At 55.7% G+C, this 22079-nt stretch carries 18 protein-coding genes and 1 tRNA gene; all 19 read right to left on the bottom strand.

The window, feature by feature from the left end; all coding sequences use genetic code 11:
• Positions 1 to 272 precede the first annotated feature (272 nt).
• Entirely contained in the window at positions 273 to 2273 is a 2001-nt protein-coding gene (locus H681_RS23355) for a polysaccharide biosynthesis protein (protein ID WP_086009578.1), read from the bottom strand.
• Positions 2274 to 2301: 28 nt separating this feature from the next.
• Entirely contained in the window at positions 2302 to 2853 is a 552-nt protein-coding gene (locus H681_RS23350; protein ID WP_015479368.1) for a sugar transferase, read from the bottom strand.
• A 100-nt stretch (positions 2854 to 2953) separates the two neighbouring features.
• Positions 2954 to 3907 (bottom strand): UDP-glucose 4-epimerase family protein, encoded by a 954-nt coding sequence (locus tag H681_RS23345; protein WP_330217868.1) that lies wholly within the window; start codon positions 3905 to 3907, stop codon positions 2954 to 2956.
• Positions 3908 to 3942: 35 nt separating this feature from the next.
• A complete protein-coding gene (locus H681_RS26140) occupies positions 3943 to 4686 on the bottom strand; it encodes a glycosyltransferase family 2 protein (RefSeq protein ID WP_015479366.1) in 744 nt (247 codons plus the stop codon).
• A gap of 9 nt (positions 4687 to 4695) precedes the next feature.
• The gene (locus tag H681_RS27000) at positions 4696 to 5970 is read right to left on the bottom strand and encodes a hypothetical protein (RefSeq protein WP_236620499.1); all 1275 of its coding nucleotides are present in this window, start codon (positions 5968 to 5970) and stop codon (positions 4696 to 4698) included.
• Positions 5957 to 7102, bottom strand: a complete 1146-nt coding sequence (locus tag H681_RS26135) for a glycosyltransferase family 4 protein (protein ID WP_015479364.1) — start codon at positions 7100 to 7102, stop codon at positions 5957 to 5959. Before H681_RS26135 ends, H681_RS27000 begins: the two co-directional genes overlap by 14 nt.
• A gap of 56 nt (positions 7103 to 7158) precedes the next feature.
• On the bottom strand, positions 7159 to 8244 hold the full coding sequence (wecB, locus tag H681_RS26130) for a non-hydrolyzing UDP-N-acetylglucosamine 2-epimerase (RefSeq protein ID WP_015479363.1): 1086 nt from the start codon (positions 8242 to 8244) through the stop codon (positions 7159 to 7161).
• An 85-nt stretch (positions 8245 to 8329) separates the two neighbouring features.
• Complete coding sequence (locus H681_RS26125) at positions 8330 to 9562, bottom strand: lipopolysaccharide biosynthesis protein (protein WP_015479362.1); 1233 nt, start codon at positions 9560 to 9562, stop codon at positions 8330 to 8332.
• Between the two features lie 157 nt (positions 9563 to 9719).
• Positions 9720 to 10838, bottom strand: coding sequence for a DegT/DnrJ/EryC1/StrS family aminotransferase (locus H681_RS23335; RefSeq protein WP_015479361.1), 1119 nt, complete (start codon positions 10836 to 10838; stop codon positions 9720 to 9722).
• The gene (gene wbpD / locus H681_RS23330; protein WP_015479360.1) at positions 10839 to 11423 is read right to left on the bottom strand and encodes a UDP-2-acetamido-3-amino-2,3-dideoxy-D-glucuronate N-acetyltransferase; all 585 of its coding nucleotides are present in this window, start codon (positions 11421 to 11423) and stop codon (positions 10839 to 10841) included.
• A gap of 7 nt (positions 11424 to 11430) precedes the next feature.
• The gene (wbpB, locus tag H681_RS23325) at positions 11431 to 12381 is read right to left on the bottom strand and encodes a UDP-N-acetyl-2-amino-2-deoxy-D-glucuronate oxidase (RefSeq protein WP_015479359.1); all 951 of its coding nucleotides are present in this window, start codon (positions 12379 to 12381) and stop codon (positions 11431 to 11433) included.
• Positions 12382 to 12453: 72 nt separating this feature from the next.
• On the bottom strand, positions 12454 to 13758 hold the full coding sequence (wbpA, locus tag H681_RS23320; RefSeq protein WP_041712242.1) for a UDP-N-acetyl-D-glucosamine 6-dehydrogenase: 1305 nt from the start codon (positions 13756 to 13758) through the stop codon (positions 12454 to 12456).
• 97 nt (positions 13759 to 13855) lie between these two features.
• Positions 13856 to 14911, bottom strand: a complete 1056-nt coding sequence (locus tag H681_RS23315) for an LPS O-antigen chain length determinant protein WzzB (RefSeq protein WP_041712241.1) — start codon at positions 14909 to 14911, stop codon at positions 13856 to 13858.
• Between the two features lie 681 nt (positions 14912 to 15592).
• Positions 15593 to 15668: transfer RNA gene (locus H681_RS23305), tRNA-Thr, on the bottom strand.
• Positions 15669 to 15741: 73 nt separating this feature from the next.
• Positions 15742 to 17274: a DHA2 family efflux MFS transporter permease subunit gene (locus H681_RS23300; protein WP_015479354.1), complete on the bottom strand. Its 1533-nt coding sequence runs from the start codon at positions 17272 to 17274 to the stop codon at positions 15742 to 15744.
• 13 nt (positions 17275 to 17287) lie between these two features.
• On the bottom strand, positions 17288 to 18472 hold the full coding sequence (locus H681_RS23295; RefSeq protein WP_015479353.1) for an HlyD family secretion protein: 1185 nt from the start codon (positions 18470 to 18472) through the stop codon (positions 17288 to 17290).
• A gap of 14 nt (positions 18473 to 18486) precedes the next feature.
• Positions 18487 to 19968 (bottom strand): efflux transporter outer membrane subunit, encoded by a 1482-nt coding sequence (locus H681_RS23290; protein ID WP_015479352.1) that lies wholly within the window; start codon positions 19966 to 19968, stop codon positions 18487 to 18489.
• Positions 19965 to 20435 carry a MarR family winged helix-turn-helix transcriptional regulator gene (locus H681_RS23285; protein WP_015479351.1) on the bottom strand — a complete coding sequence of 157 codons (471 nt, stop codon included), beginning with the start codon at positions 20433 to 20435 and terminating at the stop codon, positions 19965 to 19967. The genes H681_RS23290 and H681_RS23285 overlap by 4 nt, the downstream gene beginning before the upstream one ends.
• Positions 20436 to 20824: 389 nt before the next feature.
• Positions 20825 to 22045 carry a methyltransferase gene (locus tag H681_RS23280; RefSeq protein ID WP_015479350.1) on the bottom strand — a complete coding sequence of 407 codons (1221 nt, stop codon included), beginning with the start codon at positions 22043 to 22045 and terminating at the stop codon, positions 20825 to 20827.
• Between the last annotated feature and the right edge of the window lie 34 nt (positions 22046 to 22079).

Raw genomic sequence — 22079 nt, 5'->3', positions numbered from 1 at the left:
GAAGCGAAGCTCCTGCACATCTACTCAACACCAACCAGAGGGCTGGTGTTGTTATTTGTCAAGGCTGACCATAGTCCGAAAGAGTACGCTTGGATAGGTTGTTCACTATCCGTGGCTCTTGATCTCTTGGAGAGAGCTTGCCCGCGAGCCGTCTGGCGCCTCTTGCCTTGCGGGTTCACTCCTGCAGGACACGGTGCACGGGAGGAAACACGAAGGCCCTGGGCGCAACTGGTGAGGCTCAGGAGCGGGACATTGCCAGTCGCCGCTGCGCCTCACACGTCCGTGCGACGTTGGATATAGATGTGATCGACGATGTCCCCATCCGGCACATAACCGCTGACGGTTTCACGTAGCAGTTGCCGAACCTGCACGAAATCGTCCGAATCGACAGCCTTGAGCAATGCTCCCAGGCGCTCCTTGAGCACATCCCAGGAAAGATATTCCTCATCGGCACGCATGATCATGGGATGCTCGGTCGGCTGTACGTTGTCGCCAATCAGAAGCTCTTCGTAGAGTTTCTCTCCCGGGCGCAACCCGGAAAACTCGATGCAGATATCCCCGTGGGGGTTGGACTCGGAGCGCACGCTAAGCCCCGACAACCTGATCATCTTCTCTGCCAGGTCGACGATCTTCACGGAGCAACCCATGTCGAGCACGAACACGTCGCCGCCCTGTCCCATGGACCCTGCCTGAATGACCAGTTGCGCAGCCTCCGGAATGGTCATGAAGTAACGTGTGATATTCGGGTGAGTGACCGTGAGCGGGCCACCGCGCTTGATCTGTTCGCGGAACAGCGGAATCACCGAGCCGGAAGACCCCAGTACATTGCCGAAACGCACCATGGTGAAGCGGGTCTTGTTCACCTGGTGAACACTATCGTCTCCGTACAAGGCCGGTGCAGCTTCCCGGCTCAGCGCCTGCAGCACCATTTCCGCCAGCCGCTTGGTGCTGCCCATGACGTTGGTCGGCCGCACCGCCTTGTCGGTCGAGATCAGCACGAAATTCGCCACACCAGCCTTGATCGCCGACTGCGCGGTATACAGGGTGCCCAGCAAGTTGTTCAGCACACCCTCGGCGATGTTGTGCTCCACCATCGGCACATGCTTGTAGGCCGCCGCGTGATAAACGGTATTCACCTGCCAGGTCCGCAGTACATCGTGCAGTCGCACCGGATTGCGGATCGAGCCGAGTATCGGCACTAACTGGATCTTCAGCGATTCACGAACGATGCGGCGCTCCAGTTCGCTGTGAATGCTGTAGAGATTGAACTCGGAATGCTCGAACAGAATCAGCACCCGAGCACCGGAAGAAAGAATCTGCCTGCACAACTCCGAACCGATAGAGCCACCGGCTCCTGTCACCAGTACCGACTGCTGCTTGATGCAGCGCTCGAACAACGCCTGTTGCGGCGGCACGGCATCGCGTCCGAGCAGGTCGGCAATATCGACTTCCTGCAGGTCGTCGACCTTGACCTTGCCGCTGGCAAGGTCCGTGACCCCCGGTACCGAGCGGACATGCAGCGGATAGGCTTCGAGCATTCCCAGCATTTCGCGGCGACGCCCACGGGACGCCGACGGAATGGCCAGCAACACCTCGCTCGCCGCGGTCTCATCGATCAACTGCGCGATATGCTTGGGCTTGTATACCTGCAACCCGGAAATGACCCGCCCGGCAATGGACGAATCGTCATCGATGAATGCTACCGGCAACAGGGTGCGGCCCATGCGCAAGGCCGCCACCAACTGGTTGCCCGCAGCGCCGGCGCCATAAATGGCCACGCGTATGCGTCCGTCACCGCGAGCGACATCGGTTCTTGTCCGTGGGTCGAACCAGCTCCCCATGAAGAACTGGCGCATCGCCAGGCGTAAGCCGCCGAGCAGCACGAGGCTCAGCCACCAGTAGTTGAACACCATCGAGCGCGGTACGACCACCGGACTTCCACGGTACCAATAGATCGCCAGGGACAGCAGCAGCGCCGAAAGCGAAACAGCTTTGACAATGGCGACCAACGCATCGTTACCCAGGTAGCGCATCACCGCCCGGTACATGCCGAAGCGGATGAAGAGCGGCAAGGCGATCAGCGGCGCACTGATGAACAACCATCCGTGGCCGTTGAAGGGGCGAACGGCATTGAATTCGCCCAGTCGAACGACGAAAGCCAGCCACAGGGCGATCCAGACCAGGAAGATATCGACAGTGACCTGGAGGATGCGCTTGTGGCGACGAGGCATCCGAAGCAAGCGCGTGCGTATTGAGTCAACTAATCCCAGCATGACGATATCTTATATAATTATATGGATTTTAATGTCGCACACGGTCGCCAGCGCCTTTTCCAACAACCGTTTGAATGATGAAGCTGAAATAATTCCGCAAGGACATTTCGCGGATCATTCTAGCATCGGTTTCCGCCAACAGCTTCGGAGTAGACATGTCGATCTCGTTTATCTGGGCCAGGCCGGTAATGCCGGGCCGGACGGCATAGATGCCCAAGGCTTCACGCTCGGCAATCAATTCATCCTGATTAAATAAATTAGGTCGCGGCCCGACAAGGCTCATGTCACCCTTCAGCACGTTCCACAATTGCGGCAGCTCATCGAGCTTGGTCTTGCGCAGAAAGCCTCCCAGCTTCGTAATGGAGGAAACTGATGCGAGATGGCTGGCAACAGAAGCAGTATCCACCTTCATGGTTCTGAATTTAATGAGGGTAAAAGGTTTTTTGGCCCGACCGACGCGCTCTTGTATAAATACTGGCGAACCAGTATCCAGTAAGCCAAGTACATAAATAACTAGCAAAATCGGAGAGCCGACAATTAGTCCCAGTAGAGAAAAAACGAAATCAAAAAAGCGAATCATCAAGCACCCATTGAGTCCAATCCATTTAGAAACCCGGCAGAGGCTGATCCATGGTCAACACTCTACCTCGCTCTCCGGGCCTTACAACCCGCATCGCTCTCTAGCGGCTGTAACGACGAGAGTACTCCCCCCCAGCCTCCAGCAGCGCCTGGCGCGCCGACTTTTGGGGCTGCCACCCAAGCAGATTTCGCGCCTTCGAGGCGTCGACGCGCAACGAATCACACAGCTGTGTATACATGGCGCGCTTACCAAGGAGGGTAGCCCCTATTGAGAGCAAGCGCACTGGCAGGGGGAATAGTCGTGCTCGGCGGCCCATCCCCTCTGCCAGAGTATGAACCAGCTCCGCAGTAGAGAGATCATCACCATCCGCTGCCAGGAAAAGCTCCCCCGCCGCCGCCGGATGCACCACGCATGTAGCGATTAAGTCAACCAGATTGTCCAAGGCGATCATGCTACGCTGGTTGTTCAGGGCGCTAAATGGCAGCGGTAAGCCCATCTTAACAATTCGCAGCAATCGGGCGAAGTTACCAGGCGCGTGCCCAGCATAGACCAGGGGAGGGCGAATGATGGTCAGCTCCATGCTGTACTCGGCTGCCACCAATTGCAGTGCCTGCTCGGCTTCAAGTTTAGATTGCGCATAATCTGAATGTGGAGCGGGGGCCGTGTTTTCAACGAACGGCTCAGCACTCGTCGTAGCACCATTGACGCCAATCGAACTCATGAACACGAAGCGACGAACTCCTGCCTTTGCCGCTTGCCGGGCAAGAATGACAGAAAGGTCGAGGTTAACCCTCCTGAAGCTGGCCAATGGATCACGAGCTTCGTCACGCAGTTGGTGAGCCCGCCCTGCAAGGTGGATAACACAGTCCACCCCCTGAAGTGCCGTGTTCAGAAGCTCGATATTAGACAGCTCGCCATGAAAGAAATTCAAAACAGTGCGGGGCTTGCTACGCCCTATTGCTCTGAGCTCATGTCCCTGTTCCAGCAAATAGTTCGTTAGAGCACTCCCGATAAAACCGGAGGCCCCAGTAACAAGGATTTTTATTTTATTCACACAGATACGCTCGATAAAAGTGTTGGTGCAAGATGTCAGTGGTACTTTCTAGAGTTTAGCATTGCATATCTAAGGCAATAGAAGGCAGAGCGTATCAGAGAGAATTTTTCCATATTATGGTAGATATTCCAGAAGAAAGACAGCATCCTGAGCTTGTTGGACGATACAGAGCCTGAGACGATGCGGTAATCAGCTAGTTCTTCCTGTATGCCTATAACAATATTCCCAGTTCGTAGCATCGAAAGCCATAGAGCATAATCCTCATGCCCGCATTTAGGGAAGCGAAGTTCCCCGAAGGCATTCCTATCATACATCAGCGTGAGGCACCCTATTGTATTTCCCTTGAGTAGGCCTGAGTAATTGTTACGCTCTGGAGGGTAAAAACTACCAACTCTCTCGCCGTTAATATCGATAACACTATATGCTGTACAGGATATTGCGGCGCCATTCTTGGTCATGCAATACAGTTGCTGGCTTAATTTATCCGGTCGCCACAAGTCATCTGCATCCAGGAATGCAATATATCGTCCTAGAGCCTGTTTTAATCCAAAATTCCTAGGTGCTGCAGGGCTGCCGCTATTCTTGTCGAGTCGATGTAGTTTTATTCGAGACTCACTGCTATATCGCTCATGTATAAAGCCGTAGGTGCCGTCGCTGGAGCAGTCATCGACAATTATTAATTCCCAGTCGGAAATTTCCTGATTTATGACAGAGTCTATAGCCATTCCGATATAACTAACAGAGTTATATGCTGGCATGATGATGGACACCAGAGCCATGCTCTCTCCCTACGCGGATTTTCTTACCAACTGCGGTTGCCAAAGGAATAAGTAAAGCAGTAAAGGCAATAATCCGCCGGTTAATAAAATAGTCAATGGGCTTGAGTTTAAAAGATAGAAAATTGTTGGGATGAAAATCGAAAGTCTGACATTTATGGGCATGCTGGCCACCAGGCCATCACAGATCTTAATCATGATCAAAATAATGAAAAAGTAAAGAAAACAACCCAGGCTACCAAAGTTTGCATAGCCATCGCCAATGAAATTCACATTCGCCCAGTCGCCATCGAAATAATAATTTCCAATTAACTCTGGAGGCTGGATGCCATAAGGGTTTTCGAAAAAATACTTTAGGACGCCATAGGATAGATACATGAGATTGTTAAGAGAAAAATACTCCATGTAGTAAAGACTCAGGACGGAAGGGGCAACTACCATTCGGTCGAACGTATATGGTGTAATCCTTCCTTGTCCTGATGTGAGGTCAATAGCCAAGATAAGGGAAAGTCCTGCTACGGCCAGTCCGATGAGTTTCAGTGCTGATAGTCGATTGCCAAATTTATAGAAGAAAATAATAAGAGCAGGTGCTATAAGTGCTGTTTTGTGACCTGCTGCCATATATATTAGGGAAAATCCCAGCAGGCCGACTAGTGCCAATAGGTACTGCCTTCTTAGTAGGCCGAAAACCAGTAGGACTGGCGAGGCAAATCCATATACCCAGCCTGTAAGGTAGTTCAGAAGGGGGGCGGAGTACTCTTTGGCCAGAGCTCTTTTTGCGTATACCTCGTCTATCCCGACGAGGCTAATCTCTCCCTTGTAAAATACTGAGAGATAGAGGACAAAGCAGAGTAAAACGGATCCAGGAAAAAGCCACCACCAATCAGAAAGAGAAAATGGAATTTTAATTTTTATCGTTGGCCAGTGGGAGTATAAAGAGAGAATTAAGGAGATAGTGGAAAGTATGAAAAGCATTTCAGATGAAAATATAATATTTTTCACCATGAAGCCAAGTAGAGTTGCTGGTGCGCACACCAATAACAAAAATAAGAGCGAGAAGAGTTTGTATATCGAGTTGATGGAGTTATATTGGCCTAGTAGCAATACAGAAGAAGCCCCCAGCCAAACGCAGGTTATGGTAAGTATCGGCGTAGAGTTTTGATAGCCCGCCGAAAAATAAAGGCCAAAATCAACGACTACGTAGCGATATAGTGCGTAAACTAGGAAAAGATAAGCGTATAGCAGTAAAAGCTTAATTAAAATTCCTGTGCAATCACGGAGCGACATTGCCACATTCCTGAAGTAAAGAGCGATAAGTCTGGATCATTTTTTTTGACTCGACCTCCCAGTTCAGGACGTCAAAGACTGCTCTCTTTCCATTGGCACCCATTTCAGTGCTTCGTTGAGGGTTTTCTAAAATCTCAAGCACCGCATTGGCAATGTGTTCTGGCGATTCTGGATCGACTAATATGCCACAGTCATATTTTTTGACTATTTCACGCCATAGCCTGAAGTCCGAAGCTATTAGGGGAATTCCGGCGGCCATATATTCAAAAAGCTTATTCGGTTGGGCATTTATATGGTTGTTAGCCGGTAAAAAGGTAACCAGCCCGCAGCGCGCTTCGGATAAGAGACGTGGGACATCATGCCTCTTCACTGGGCCGATGAAATCTACATGACGCCAGCCTTCTTCTAAGCTTAACTCTTCCAGATGACCACTTTCCTGAAAGAACCCCGCTAAGCAGAACCTCACATGATCTTTCTCAGTATTAATGAGGTTGAGAGCACGAACAATGTTGTCGATGCCCCGGATTTTAGTTATGGCTCCTAGATATACAATATAGTTATTGCCCGTGCTGGAAGGGGCGGAGGCTGAAAAATCGAATTCGCTTAGGGATGGATAGTTTTGCACCAGAACAGCTTTGTCAGAAGGGTAGCGTGACATTATGTCTGGTGTTGCGGCAAAGACCCTGTGGAAGAAGGGGAGACATAGTTTTTCAAGAAAAACATAAGCGGATGAGATGGTTGAGCGCAAAAATCTAGGGATCCAGTATTTATCTTTGATGTCCTCTGGTACATTTTCATGCACGTCAAAAATAATACGAATTCCGCTCATGGATAAAGCACAAGCGACAAGCATAAGTTCGGGGTCATGGAAGTGAACTACTTTCGGAGAGAGGCTTTTGGCGGTGCGATAAGCTTTGAAACCACCAACTAGAAATCTTAAGAATCGGTTGTTAGGTTTTCCAAGGTCAACGATGTTGTACTCGCTTCTCTCTTCGCCCCCGTGCCCGTCCGCAACTACCACTGTAACATCGAATTGGGGCTGTTTGCCTAGATCACGCGCTTGTTTGTGGAACACCCTTGTGTCTTCGCGAGAGTGAACTGTAGTCAATACAACGATTTTATCTTTATTCAACCCGCCATCCTCGCATGGAAAAAACTATGTTTCTGAACTATGTACAGTCTAGATGATTAATGGTTGCGTAGCATCTCGTTGACTATATATTGGCTGGCTTCGCCTTTACCGTATAAGTCTGCCTTTTGAGGTGGGAGGGCTCTCGAAAAGTCAAAGAATGCATTTTCTATGTTTTCTGTTGAAGCCCCAACCAGTCGATTCCACCCCGTCTCAACTGTTTCTACCCACTCGGTTTCATCACGTAAGGTAATGCATGGCTTGTTAAAGAAGTAGGCCTCTTTCTGTAAGCCGCCACTATCTGTCATGACGACATGGCAATTATCGATTAGCCATATCATATTCAGATATCCTAGCGGCTCTATAAGAGTTAGCCCTGCTGTGTCGATTCCGGCAGTGGCGATGATCTTTTTTGTCCTTGGATGCAACGGTAGTACTATCTGCATTTTTGAGGCGATTGATTTTAATGCGGAAACTATGCTCTTGAGTCTGTCCAAGTCGTCAGTATTTTCGGCCCGGTGCAAAGTGCATAATGCATATTCTTCTGAAAGTTGGACTTCTGCAGGTTTGCAAGATAAATTTCGGTAGAATATTGCGCCATCCAACATAACATCGCCGGAGATTGATGCTTTCGCTCCGCTACACCAACTGTCAATTCCTTCTTTTTGTAGGTTTTCATACGCAACCCTAGTTGGGCAGAATAGCTTTGAGCTGATCCGGTCAGTCAATATTCTATTGATCTCCTCCGGCATGTTCATGTTGTAACTCCGGAGGCCTGCTTCAATATGTGCAATCTTGATCTTTAATTTAGAAGCTGCGACGGCGCCTGCTAGTGTGGAGTTGGTATCGCCATATACCATGACCCAGTCTGGGGTCTCTTCAAGTAAGATTTTTTCCACACCCTCAATCATTTTTCCGGTCATGGCTCCATGCGTATTGCCGCCAATTCCAAGATGATATGCAGGCTTAGGGATTTTCATTTCGCTGAAGAAAATGTCGCTCATATTTGCGTCATAATGCTGGCCGGTATGAACTATAATCTCTTCAATATCCGCGCCGGATGATGCTTGTTTGATTATTTCACGGCTTACCGATCCTGCTTTAATAAACTGAGGGCGCGCACCCAGAATTGTTAAGATTTTCATGGAGACTCCAGGCGTAAACTATAGATAAGAAATAACTAGTTAATGGATAGATATGTTTGTAGTTGGCTGAGAATGCGCAGAAATACTATCCTCGCCGCCCCTGGCTGAAACGATAAGACATGGCGAGATATATAAGATACAGTGCAGCATAGCTGATGCTATATGCTTGGAGTGCAAGCTTGTACTCTGAGATCCACGCTAGACAGGCCAGTGTGACGCCGAGCAAGCCTATTTGCCATATCAGGTCAAGATGCTGCTTGTCTGCTATATAAACCATATAACTCAATGGGCTTGCTATAAATCGCAATGCAAACATCGGAAGTAGCCAGACTGCAATTTTTCCTGCGTGGCTCCACTCTTGGCCAAATGCTAATATAAATAAATTCTCGCCTGAGAGCGCCATGATGAAACAAAAAGCAAGAGAGCCTAAAGTTAATGCGTAAAAAGTTTTGATGTACTCTTCTCGGCACTCCCCGCGCTCGCGGTAGCTGCTGGCAGCATGCCGAACAAAAACATCAAGCACCGACTTTCCAAGTAGGCCTATTGGTGCGCCAAGTACTTTAATTGTCATTGCTAGTAGCCCTGCTATATCGCTGCCAAATCTTCCTGCAACAATTAAGACTGGTAGCTGAATGGCTGCTGTGTTTATAAAGCTTGCGGGCAGAGAGAATATTGGGAACCTGCGGTATTTCTTCCAGAAATTAATAGTATAGGCTAGTAGTTCAGATTTTTTGGGTAGGTTACTCAGCGGAATTATGTATATTGCCAGGGCAAGCGAAAAAAATAGCCCTAGAAGCTGGGAAATCACCAGGGCGGCTGAGTTGGAAAACCACACACCAGCTCCGATCTGAAATAGTGTGATTAACCCGGTTTGAATAATTCGCATGTAAGAGAGTTTTCGGTATTCCCCTTCGGCTGCAGCCCAAGCCTGCCAGAGGTTACTTGCTGCAAATAGAAAAGCAGTAGGCAGACACGTGGATACAAGTGTTGATGGGTATTTAGTTAGTAGGTTGGGAAATAAAATAGCCCCTATTAGTAAAGAGGCTGCCACTATGGCACTGACAAGAGTTGTAGTGATAAGTGTGGCCGCGACCGCAAGGCGGCGTGGTTGGCCGTCCTCCTCAATCGCAAGTGTCATCTCAAAACGAAAAGTCAGAAACACGACCAACAGCATTACCAATCCCAGCCAGGCGGAAAAAATACCAAATTCGGCTGGCGCGAAAAGACGGGTAATAATCAATGCCCCGAGCACAGGTATTGCCTGTGCCACAGCAGTGCCGGTAAGCACCGATACAACGCTTCTCCAGTACTTATTCATTGGTGGAACTCATTGCACATCCAATGCGGTTATTGCTTAAACTCTTGCCAAGAGAGTTTCTTTTTCTCCATGCGGACCAGCGGAAAAAATGAATCTCACATCGCATCTGGCTATACCACTATCATTCCTTGGGCAAAAGAGTACAGGGTGACGCTGCTCACCCTGCCAACGCCTGAATGATCTTTCGAATTACTGCCTCACCTATGTAGGGATGCATAGGTAGGCTCATTACCCTTTTCGCCATTTCGTCCCCAATAGGTAACCGTGCTGTTGTATCCGCTACTGCCGGTTGCTGATTCAGAGGGATAGGATAGTGCACCGCTGTTGGTATACCTGCTTCTCGTAGGCGTTGCTGTACGCTATCGCGATCGTCAACCTGAACGGTGTACTGTGCCCATGCACTTATATTGTGTGCTTCTATATAGGCTCCCCAAATAACTGAGTCTTGCTGTTTGCCTGAGCTCCCAGCTTCAAAACGGTAGGGAGGGTATGCCTCGCTGTACTTCTGGGCGACCTGATTGCGCAGGTCAATCTCTTCAGCAAGAATCTCCAGTTTGGGTAGCAAAATAGCAGCCTGCAAAGTATCCAATCTGCTATTTACGCCCACGCGAATGTGGTGGTAACGACGATCCTGACCATGACGGGCGATCTGGCGTATGACTTTTGCCAACTCATCGTCATTGGTGAAGATCGCTCCACCGTCGCCGTAGCAACCCAACGGTTTGCTGGGGAAGAAGCTGGTGCAGGCGATGGTACTGAGGTTGCAAGAGCGCTTTCCCTTATAGGTTGCCCCGAAGCTCTGCGCCGCATCTTCGATTACTGGAATTCCATGTTTAGCAGCGATGGCATTGATTGCATCGAAGTCCGCACACTGACCATATAGCGATACCGGGACAATCGCCTTGGTGCGCGGAGTAATGGCAGATTCCAGAAGATTGGGGTCAAGGTTGTATGTGCGCGGGTCTATATCCACGTAGACAGGCTTTGCACCTAAAAGAGCCACGGTTTCTGCTGTGGCTATATAAGTGAACCCAGGAGTAATGACTTCATCGCCAGGGCCGATCCCCAGAGCCATCTGTGCAATCTGCAGAGCATCAGTGCCGTTAGCACAAGTAATGCAGTATTTGGCTCCAGTAAAGACGGCAAGCGTTTCCTCTAACTCCGTAACTTCCGGACCTAGGATATATTGGCCATGAGCCAAAACCCGCTGGATACCCGCATCAATCTTGTCCTTGATACGGGCTTGCTGGGCCTTCAGGTCGATGAACTCGATCATTTACTGTGCATCCAATTTGTTCAGTCCATTGCCGCTCAACACATAGCGTGAGCCTGTGTGCGGACAGGTCACCTGTCCCTCTCCATGAAGTGGCAACTCGAGTTGCTCACCAAATTCACTCATCCAGCCGATTTGGCGTGCCGGTACACCGACCATCAGGGCGTAAGCAGGTACATCCTTGTTGATCACCGCGCCTGCCCCGATAAAGGCGAACTCGCCAATGGTCACACCACAAACGATGGTGCAATTAGCGCCAAGAGTGGCGCCGCGCTTCACCAAGGTGTCTCGGTATTGGCTCTTGCGCTCGATCAGAGAGCGTGGGTTGTAGACGTTGGTGAAAACCATGCTTGGGCCGCAGAACACACCCTCTTCGAGGGTGACGTTGTCATAGACGGAAACGTTGTTCTGCACCTTACAGTGGTCGCCAATCACTACCTTGTTTCCAACAAATACGTTCTGGCCAAGGGAGACGCCCTTTCCAATGCGTGCGCCGCTACAAACGTGAACGAAGTGCCAGACTCGCGAACCATCGCCGATCTGCGCGCCGTCATCGATGATGGCGGAAGGATGCACCTGATAGCTCATGGGGACCTCAGCGATTCAGGTTCTTGAGGAACGGATGGCCTTCATCGTTCTGTACGCCAGCGATCGCGGAGGAACGAATGGTATTGACGGTCTCCACGCAATGACGCGCATCCTCAATGCCATAGCCTCGTCCTGCGAGGATTTCCTGGTAGCTGGTAGTATGCAGATCCGTGAAGCCTTCCGAGAACTCCATTTCCTCGCCATTGACAGTGATGGAGCGGTAAGTAGGCTTTTTTCCTTTTACCGAGACAGGCAGATCATTGGCATCGATAGACAGGAACCAGCGGACCCGGGCCTTTTCGTATTCGAGATAGCCGGCGGCCTTGTTCTCGGCGGTGAAGTGCACCACGTTGCGCTGCAACTTGCCGAAGATGAAGTGCAACATATCGTAGAAGTGCACGCCGATATTGGTTGCGACGCCGAAGGATTTGCGCGGGTCGCCTTTCCAGCTCTCCATGTACCACTTGCCACGACTGGTGATGTAAGTCAGCTCCACATCGTACTTATGGCTGGCGTTTTCGCGGGCTACCTTGTCCTTCAGGTCGAGAATCGCCTGGTGGTGGCGCAGTTGCAGAATGTTGTAGACGCGCTTGCCGGTTTCTTGCTCGATCAACGCCAGTTCATCCAGGATTTCAGGCGTTGGAACCAGGGGTTTTTCGCAAATCACATCACAGCCTAGACGCAGGCCTGCGGCGATATGGGCATGGTGCAGATAATTGGGTGTACAGATCGAAACGTAATCAAGCGCAGTTGCCGGATCGCGTTTGATGCGGTGGGCATGCTCAAGAAAACGCTCAAACTCGGTAAAAAATTCACTTTGCGGCGAAATGCTGTCGATGATGCCGACCGAGTCGTTAATGTCGTAAGCAGAAACCAGCACGTTGCCGGTGTCCTTGATGGCGCGCATGTGGCGGGGGGCAATGTAGCCGGCGGCACCGATCAGGGCAAAATTTTTCATGGGTATTCCTTTCGAGTCGAGCGCCCTGCAAGGCAGTTGGACCTTGCAGGACAGGAGTTGCTTGACGACAAATCAGGCCTTGATGATGTGCTCGGCCGGGGCCCGGTATTTGCCACGGCTGTCGACGACCAGCCGGGCATGCTGCTTGATCAGTTCATAGTCGAACTTGTCGTGATCGGTGGCCAGTATCACGGCGTCAAAGCTGGCTAGGTTTTCTGCAGTCAATGCTTCGCTGCTCAGCTCGAAATGGTGTTCGCGCATTTTCGGGAAGACGGGGACGTGCGGGTCGCTATAGGCAACAATGCCGCCTTTCTCCTCAATCAACTCCATGATTTCCACGGAGGGCGATTCCCGCATGTCATCGACGTTCTTCTTGTAGGCGATGCCTAGTACTAGAACCCGGCTCCCCTTCAGCGCCTTGCCGCTGTCATTGAGCCCATCCATCAGCTTGCTAAGGACATACTCCGGCATTGCCCGATTGACCTCGCCGGAAAGCTCGATGAAGCGGGTATGCAGGCCATATTCGCGAGCCTTCCAGGTCAGATAGAAGGGATCAATGGGGATGCAATGACCGCCCAGGCCGGGCCCTGGATAGTAGGCGGTGAAGCCGAACGGCTTGGTGGCGGCGGCATCGACCACTTCGAAGATATCAATGCCCATGCGATCGGCAACAATCTTCATTTCATTGACCAAGCCAATGTTGACCGCACGATGGATATTTTCCAACAGCTTGGTCATTTCTGCGGCTTTGGTTGATGTAACGGGGACTACCTGATCGATTGCTTGCTCATACAAAGCAATACCAACTTCCAGGCAAGCAGGTGTGTGGCCACCAATAACCTTTGGAATGGTGCGGGTTTCAAAATTTGGATTGCCCGGGTCTTCCCGCTCAGGCGAATAGACGAGGAAGATATTTTCCCCTACCACCAGGCCGCCCTCTTGAACGCGTGGCAAGAGCTCTTCTTCCGTAGTGCCAGGATAGGTGGTGCTCTCCAGCGAAACGACCTGGCCTGCACGCAGATATGGTTTGAGTGCGTCGGTCGTATTGATTACGAAGCTCATATCCGGTTCACGGTATTTGTTCAGCGGAGTCGGAACGCAGAGAATCAATGCATCGCACTCGGCGACACGGCTGAAGTCGTTGGTCGCGGCAAATCCACTCGCTCGTGCAGCAAGAATCTTCTCGGCAGGTATGTGCTCGATATAGCTCTCGCCCGCATTGAGCATGGTTACTTTGCTTTCATCAATGTCGATGCCGAGCACATTGAAGCCAATTGCGTTGTAACGCAGCATCAGCGGTAAGCCAACGTACCCCATGCCAACTATGCCAATAATGGATTCCTTGGACTTGAGGCGCTCAATTGTTGCTTTGTACATATGTTAAAGTCCATTTAATAAAATGGTAGAAAACTGCTTATCGGATAAACCTGAAACTATACGGTCGTCTTGAGGCGCCGTGCGGTTGGTATCGTTATCAATCTGGCTTATTAGTTCGTCTAAGGAGTATGGTGCGAATAAACGCAACAAACACGCCAAGCATTCCACCCAAGACCAGTCCCAGTGCCACAATAAGCGCCTTTTTGGGTTTGATCGGGGTCTGCGGCACTTCCGCGCTGCTATCCAGGGTGTACACCGAAACGTTGTCCGGATTCACGTCCACGCCGCGGAGGAATGCCATCTGGTTTTCCAGCCCGCGCAGTTCGGGAATGAAGGGGTCGTCATTCTTGCGCTGTTCCAGCACGGTCAACTCGGCACCTATGGCCTTGGCGCCGCGCATGTACATCAGGTTGCCATCCATGAACTCTGCCAGATCGCCGTCGGAGGAGGTCTTGCCAGCCGTGACCTGGGGGGCATCGATGCCGACCGTTTCGGCCACTTGCTGCGCCTCGCGCAAGCGAATGATGCGGTCTTCTCGGCGCTTCTGTGCACTGGCGCGCAGCACTTCGATCTGCCGCTCAATGGATTGCGCCTTGGTGCCGATCTCGGTCAACAGGTTGGCCTTCATATCGGCTTCGGTCTTCTCCTCCACCATGCTCACATAGCGGTTCGCCCAGTCAGCGGCGGCTTGGGGATCTTCATGCTGCACTGTGATGGTGAAGTAGTCGGGGTTGTTCTTGGCGTCCGGTGCCTTCACCGTCAGCAGGTCGTTGAAACGGATCCATAGCCGATCCTGGGCCTCATTGGCTACGGCTTCCTTCAAGCTGGGCAGATAGGCTTTCTGGAACAGTTCTCGCTTGACGCCATCGGACAGCAGATTGCTCTTGAATACCCGATAAATGTCTTCGACTTTGTACTCAGATAGATCGGCTTCGCGACGTCCCAGGTTGTAGCCCGCGATATCGCTCAGTCGCGGAGGCAGCACCCCGGACTTGGCTTCATAGGTTGGCGTGCTGAGCAAGGCAAAGGCGGCAGCGCAGGCTACTGCAATGGCGGTAATGGCGGCAATTAGCCACTTCTGCTGCCAGAGGCTTTGGAATAACTCGATCAGATCGATTTCATCGTGCTGATTGCTTGGGCTAGCTGAGGTCAACTTGGGCTCCGCTTCTTATAGGCATTGGCTCTGGCCTCGGGCGGAAACCTTTGGGGCTGTAGCCGACCGGGCTGGAACACGGGTTAACGAGCAGGCACTCCGTAGTGCCGCTGCGCCCCGCAACGAGCGGGGACTCTCAGGGTCTTACAACCTCTACGACGCGACTTTCCGGGATAGGGCGGTGTCGCGGTGTTTCTGCCAGCGCCTGCTTGGCCGCCGGACCTCCATGTACGATTCGTACCACTGGCGCCCAATGGGGCAGGCCGGCAACGAAGCGAATAAATCCATTCTGATCCGCATGAGCGGGCCGCATATGATATGAACTTGCACACGAATGTCATAGCACTGCCTGTCCATTTCCACGTATCGGCTCTTGGGGACCGACGTGCTGGGACTGCCTGTTGGCTGTGACTCCGGCCTGGTGGCCGCCGAGCAAACGTTGCGTCTGACATCGCCCAGCCTGGTTTTAGTTGACGATAGGGGTACAGGAGCCCAAGTCATTGCTGACGGTCATGAGGCTCGGCTGGCAGGTTAGACCTCGATTGGGTCAAAAAATGCGACTGGGCGATGACGGCGTCCGTTGGAGTGCCTTCAGGTGGATGCAATCTGCGAGCATCGAGCAACGCGTCAGGCAGAAACACAAAGGCCCGCTGCGAGGCGGGCCTTTGTGTGTGGATCTGATGGTGCCGGCACCAGGAGTCGAACCCGGGACCTACTGATTACAAGTCAGTTGCTCTACCAGCTGAGCTATACCGGCAAGGAGGATGGCCATTATAGCGGCGCGGCCTTGGGTGTAAACCACTGATTTTACAGTGTGATGCAGTACCCGATCAGTGCCCTCCCGCCGCTGCCGCGCCAGGTTTGGCGCCGAACGGCGGCTTGGCCAGGCAGATGACCACCAGCATGGCGAGGAATAGCCAGCCCAGCAGGGTGAAGTAGTCGATGGTGGAAATCATGTAGGCCTGGCTTTCCACCATGCGTTCCAGCAGCGCGGAGCTGTGTTGGCCGGGGCCGCCCAGTTGCTCGATGGTGGCTCGGGTGGCCGGGTCGTACTCGCTGAGGTTTTCGCTCAGGTGGGCGTGGTGCATGGTCGCGCGGCGGTTCCACAGCCAGGTGGTCAGGGATGCGGCGAAGCTGCCGGCCAGGGTGCGCAGGAAGGTGGCCAGCCCCGAGCCGTCGGCGATCTGCTCGGGCGGCAGGTCCGAGAGCAGGATGCTGAGGATCGGCATGAAGAAGAAGGCCACGCCCAGGCCCATGAGCATCTGTACCAGGGCGACGTGGGTGAAATCGACTTCGGTGGTGAAGTTGGCGCGCATGAAGCAGGTTGCGGCCATCGTCAGGAAGGCGAGTCCGGCGAGCACGCGCAGGTCGAAGTTCTGTGCGTAGCGTCCGACGATCGGTGAGAGGAACACCGGCAGGAATCCGATCGGAGCCGCCGCCAGGCCGGCCCAGGTGGCGGTGTAGCCCATCTGCGTCTGCAGCCACAGCGGCACCAGCAGGCCGATGCCGAAGAAGCCGGCGTAGCCGCCGACCAGGGCCAGGGTGCCGGTGGTGAAGTTGCGGTGCACGAACAGCCGCAGATTGACGATCGGGTGACGGTCGGTCAGTTCCCAGATTACGAACACGGCGAGGGCGATCACCGCGACCGTCGTGCCGCCGATGATGAAGTTGGACTCGAACCAGTCCAGGTCATTGCCCTTGTCGAGCACGATCTGCAAGGCGCCCACGCCCAGTACCAGCATCGCCAGGCCCATGTAGTCCATTGGCGCATGCTTGATCACCACCGGGCGCTCGCGCAGTTGCTGGTAGACCACCATCGCCGCGAACAGGCCGATGGGTACGTTGATGAAGAAGATCCACGGCCAGCTGTAGCTGTCGGTGATCCAGCCACCGAGGATTGGTCCGGCAATGGGCGCGACCACCGTCACCATCGCCAGCAGCGCCAGTGCCATCCCCCTTTTCGCCGGGGGGTAGATGGAGATCAGCAGGGTCTGGGTGATCGGGTACAGCGGGCCGGCGACGAAGCCCTGCAGTGCGCGGAAGCCCACCAGCATGCCCATCTGCTGCGCCACGCCGCAGAGGAACGACGCGATCACGAAGAACAGGGTGGCGGCGATGAACAGCCGTACCTCGCCGACTTTCCGGCTGAGCCAGCCGGTCAGCGGCAGGGCGATGGCGTTGCTCACCGCGAAGGATGTGATCACCCAGGTGCCTTGCTCGGAGCTGACCCCGAGGTTGCCGGAAATGGTCGGCAGCGCCACGTTGGCAATGGTGGTGTCCAGCACCTGCATGAAGGTCGCCAGCGACAGGCCGATGGTGGCCATGACCAGGCTGGGCGGGGAGAAACTGCTGTTCTGGCTCATGGCGTCAGGGGCATCAGCGCTGGGCGGTGCGGTGGTTGGCGTCGGCCAGGTTGGCGTGGATCAGCTGTTCGATCAGTTGATCGGCAGAGGCCAGTTGCTGCTGGTAGACGTCGGTGGAGAACAGCGCCTCGCGCGGCGATTGCTGGGCCAGGGCAGGACCGCTCTGGTCGTGCAGGTTGACGTTGACGTCCATCGACAGGCCGATGCGCAGCGGGTGCCTGTCCAGCTCGTCCGGGCTGATGCGGATGCGCACGGGCACGCGCTGGACGATCTTGATCCAGTTGCCGGTGGCGTTCTGTGCCGGCAGCAGGGAGAAGGCGCTGCCGGTGCCGACGCCGAGGCTGTCGATGGTGCCGGAGTACTTCACTTCGCTGCCGTAGAGATCGGAGCGGATTTCCACCGACTGGCCGATGCGCATGTGTTTGAGCTGGGTTTCCTTGAAGTTGGCGTCGATCCATACCTGGTCCAGCGGAATCACCGCCATCAGCGCGGCGCCTGGCTGCACGCGCTGGCCGACCTGCACGGTGCGCTTGGCGACGTAGCCGGTGACCGGGGCGACGATCACTGCGCGGGCGTCGTCCAGGTAGGCCTGGCGCAGCTTGGCGGCGGAGGCCTTGACGTCCGGGTGAGAGCTGATGACGGTGTCGTCGACCAGCGCGCGGTTGGTGTCCAGCTGCTGTTCGGCGCTGGTCAGCGAGCTGCGCGCGGTGTCCAGCGCGTCGCGGGCGTGGGCCAGTTCTTCCTGGGAGATGGCGCCATCGTTGGCGAGATTCTGCCGGCGCTTGAAGTCCGCTTCGGCCTTGGCCAGGGCAACTTTCTTCGCTGCCACGTCGGCCTTGTAGCCGTCGACGTTGCTGAACAGGCCGCGCACCTGGCGCACGGTGCGTGCGAGGTTGGCTTCGGCCTGCTGCAGGGCGATATCGGCGTCGCTCGGATCGAACTTCACCAGCACCTGGCCCTTTTGCACCAGGTCGCCGTCGTCGGCGCCGATGCTGACCACGGTGCCGGTGATCTGCGGGGTGATCTGCACGACGTTGCCGTTCACGTAGGCGTCGTCGGTGTCTTCGTGCCAGCGGCCGTAGAGGATTTGCCAGGCTGCGCTGGCGATGCCGGCCAGCACGACGACGGCGAGCAGGATCAGCAGCCAGCGCTTGCGCTTGGGATTGCTGCCCTGGATTTCTTGCGGTGCGGTGCTCATGTCGGGTGCCTCGTTCAATGCGCGGCGGCCGCGTTCGCCTGGGCGAGCGGGGCGGGAGTGGAGGAGGTATCGGGCTGGTAGCCGCCGCCCAGGGCCTGGACCAGTTGCACCGAGAGGTCGATGCGCTGGGCGTCCAGATTGGCCAACTGGCGTTCGGCGAGGAGCAGTTGCTGCTGCACGCTGAGGGCGTCGAGGTAGTTGCCGACGCCTTCGCCGTAGCGGCGCATGGCCAGGTCGAAGTTGGACTTGGCGATGTTCCGTGCCTCGCGCTGGTCACCGATCTGCTGTTCCAGCGAGCGCAGCCGGCCGAGGTCGTCGGCGACTTCGCCGAGGGCGCCGACCAGGGTCTTGTTGTACTGGGCGACGGCCAGATCGTAGTCGGCATCCTTGCCGGCCAGGTTGGCGCGCAGGCGGCCACCATCGAAGATCGGCAGGGAAATCGCCGGGGCGATCTGGAAGAAGCGGCTCGGCGCCTTGAGTACGTCCTCGGTGTGCATCGCGGCCAGGCCGACCATCGCGCCGAGGTTGAGGTTCGGATAGAACTCGGTCCTGGCCGACTGGATGTCCTTGGTGCTCGCTTCGACACGCCAGCGCGCGGCGACGATGTCCGGGCGGCGCCCGAGCAGCTCGGCGGGCAGGTTGGAGGGCAGCGCCAGGGCGCCGGGGTTCAACACCTGCGGGCGTTGCAGGTTCTGCCCTCGGTCGGGGCCCTGGCCGAGCAGTACGGCCAGCGCAATGCGGTCGCTGGCGATCTCCTGTTCCGCGGCGGCCAGTTGCTGCTTGGCGCTGGCGACCTGGGTCTGCGTCTGCTGCAACTGGACCTTGCTGTCCAGTCCGGCATCCATGCGTTTCTGGCTGAGCTGGTAGAGGTGCTGCGAGCGCTCCAGCTCGTCACGGGCCAGGTCGCGGACGACGAAGGCGTGGGCCAGGTTGCTGTAGGCGCGGGCGACGTTGGTCGACAGGGTGATCGACGCGGCCTGGCGGTCGACTTCGGCGGCGTTGGCCTGGCCCAGGGCCGCTTCCCAGGCGGCGCGCTTGCCGCCCCACAGGTCCAGGTCGTAGTTGAAGCCCAGCGACAGGTACTTCACCGCCGAGTAGCGGCCGCCCATTGGCGCCGGCAGCAGGCTTTCCGGAGCGCGGATGCCGGCGTAGCTGGCGGTACCCTTCACACTCGGCAGGCGGTCGGCATCCTGCGCTTGGGCGGCGGCGATGGCCTGGCGGGCGCGGGCGCTGGCGATATCCAGGTCTGGCGTGCCGCGCAGGGCTTCGTCGATCAGGCTATCCAATTGCGGGTCGCCCAGGCTGGCCCACCAGCGCTGGCTGGGCCAGGCCGCGGGGGACAGCGGAACGCCTGCGAGGGTCGTCCCCGCCTTCAGGCTGGCGGGTTCGGTGGCCTGGCCGCTGGGCAACAGCCCGGACGAGCTGACGCAGCCCGCGAGGCTCAGCACGGCGCCGAGCATGCAGGCCGGCAGACGAGCGATGTGCAAGGGCGTCATGTTCTGCTCTCCGGCGACGGGGCGCCGCCGTGGGCTTGCAGGATCTTGTCGAGCAGGCTGGTCAGGGTGTGCAGCTCCTCGCGGGTCAGGTGGCCGACCAGTTCGTTCATCGCCGCAACGACAATCTGTGGCGCCAGGTCGTTCACGGCGTGGCCGGCCTCGCTCAGGTGCAGGCGCACGCTGCGGCGGTCGTGCTGGCAGGGCTGGCGGACCAGCAGGTCCTTGCGTGCGAGCCGGTCGAGCATCCGCGTCATCGAGCCGCTGTCGATGGACAGCTCACGGCACAACTCGGCTGGGGTATTGGCGCGGTCGTGGCCGATGAAGAACAGCACCTTGAACTGGGCGGCGGTGATGTCCAGGTGCGCCAGGTGCTTGTCCAGCAGCCGATCCTTGAGGAGCGCGCTGGCTCCCAGCAGGTGGCCGATGGAACCCTTGAAGGGAAAATCCGCAACGTCGTAGTGATTCATGACAAGACTAATAGCTGTCTAGGCAGAGAAGTTTTTCGAAATATTACTTCTTAGGCAGCAATTGACAAGGTTTGATTGTCTTTATGAGGGAACAATCAATTCCAATAATCGTGATTGGTTTGCCTGGAGCAACAGGTTCTATCTGGAGTGAGCATGAAAACCGAGGGCTTTATGCACAATGGCCTGCATTGGGTCGTAGGAATCGAATATGCCCGCTGCGGCTCATTGCGACTTCTTCTAACAGGCTGTTTTAAAAGGAATTAATGAGACGCCCGGATAATGCTCAGGGAGCCTTGCCCCTGTCTGGGCTCGGCGTGAGCGCGATTTTTCTCGTGGATTTCAACAGAGTTATCCACAGTGGCTGTGGATGGACTCCTGGAACGCCCGTCTCAGAAGCGTTCCGCAAGCAGAAGCAGATTGCGAGGCGTCATGTTCGGGCTACAGAAGCTGCCGAGCGTGACCTCATAACCACGTTCCTGGAGAAAGAGCGCGCGATCGAGGAGCAGCCACAGTTCCATCGGGCGGCGAAACAGCCCGCGCACCAGCTCCTGGTTGCGCACTACGGCCAGACGCTTCCAGCCTTGTGTCTCCAGGGCCTGCCAATCACGCTCGGCGGGTGCCGGCAGGCCTTTCAGTGCGGCCAGGTCGCGGCAGTAGTCGGCGAACGATTTGTCGAGCCACGTCGGCGAGACCGAGGGTACCGAGAGGTAGTCGTCGATGCCCCGTAGATCCCGTTGCAGCACGTCGAACGCCAGGCGGCGCGCCATCGAGTTGTCGCGCTGCCGGCGTACACGGGCGCCGGCAGTGACGGTTTCGGCCTGCGCCAGGCGCAGGTCGTCTCGCGACAACCGCAGTCCGGAGCCTTGCGCGGCGCTGGAAAGCGCGCGGTAGTCGTCGCGGTCGATGCGGTTGTAACAGCAAGGTGCGATGGCCAGTTGACGGCAGCCGCGTTCGCTGGCCAGGTGCAGCAGCCGCACGTGCAGATCGCCGCAGGCGTGCAGGGCGACGGCGCTGTGCTCGGCTTGCAGGTGCTCGCTGGCATCGGGCGCGAGCACGTCCTGCTGGCGATGCTGGGCACGCAAGCGGAGCCGGTCACTCATGCGTTGGCCGTCGTCCACCAGGGCGGCGTCGAACTCCAGGCTGAGCAGCGGTGTTCCGTTCCGTGCCAGCAGGCGTCCCAGATGCCCCTTGCCGGCGCACCAGTCGAGCCATTGGCGTGGTGGCTGGGCGAAATTCAGGCGGCTGGCGAAGGCTTCGATCTGCTGCCACTTGCGTCCGGGGACGTCGACGGTCAGCGGGTTTGGCAGCTTGCCCAGAGGTGTCGCCGACAGTTCGCCAACGGCTGAAAGCTGGGCGGCCGTGGCGGCCAGTGCCGGGAAGGGGGCCGGGGCGTCGAGGCGTTCGGGCGTGTTGTGTAGCGCGTCGGCGTCTTCGAGGCTGCGCTTGCGCAGCCAGGCTGCCAGCTCGGGGTGGTCGCGCTCCCAGGGCAACTCCCGTTGCGTGAACGGTTTCGGTCGCCACAACGCCCGGTGCTCCAGCAGGAAACCGTCCAGTGCCTGGAAGCGCTGGAGCAGGTCGGGGCCGGTCAGGGGAGTGTCGTTGGCGTGCACGGTGTGAAGCGGGGGGAAGCCACGGGGCGCGCAT

The sequence above is a fragment of the Pseudomonas sp. ATCC 13867 genome (assembly GCF_000349845.1).
Classification (GTDB): Bacteria; Pseudomonadota; Gammaproteobacteria; order Pseudomonadales; family Pseudomonadaceae; genus Pseudomonas.
The sequence above is the reverse complement of the archived record's forward strand: the minus strand, read 5'-3'. Positions and strand labels throughout refer to the sequence as shown.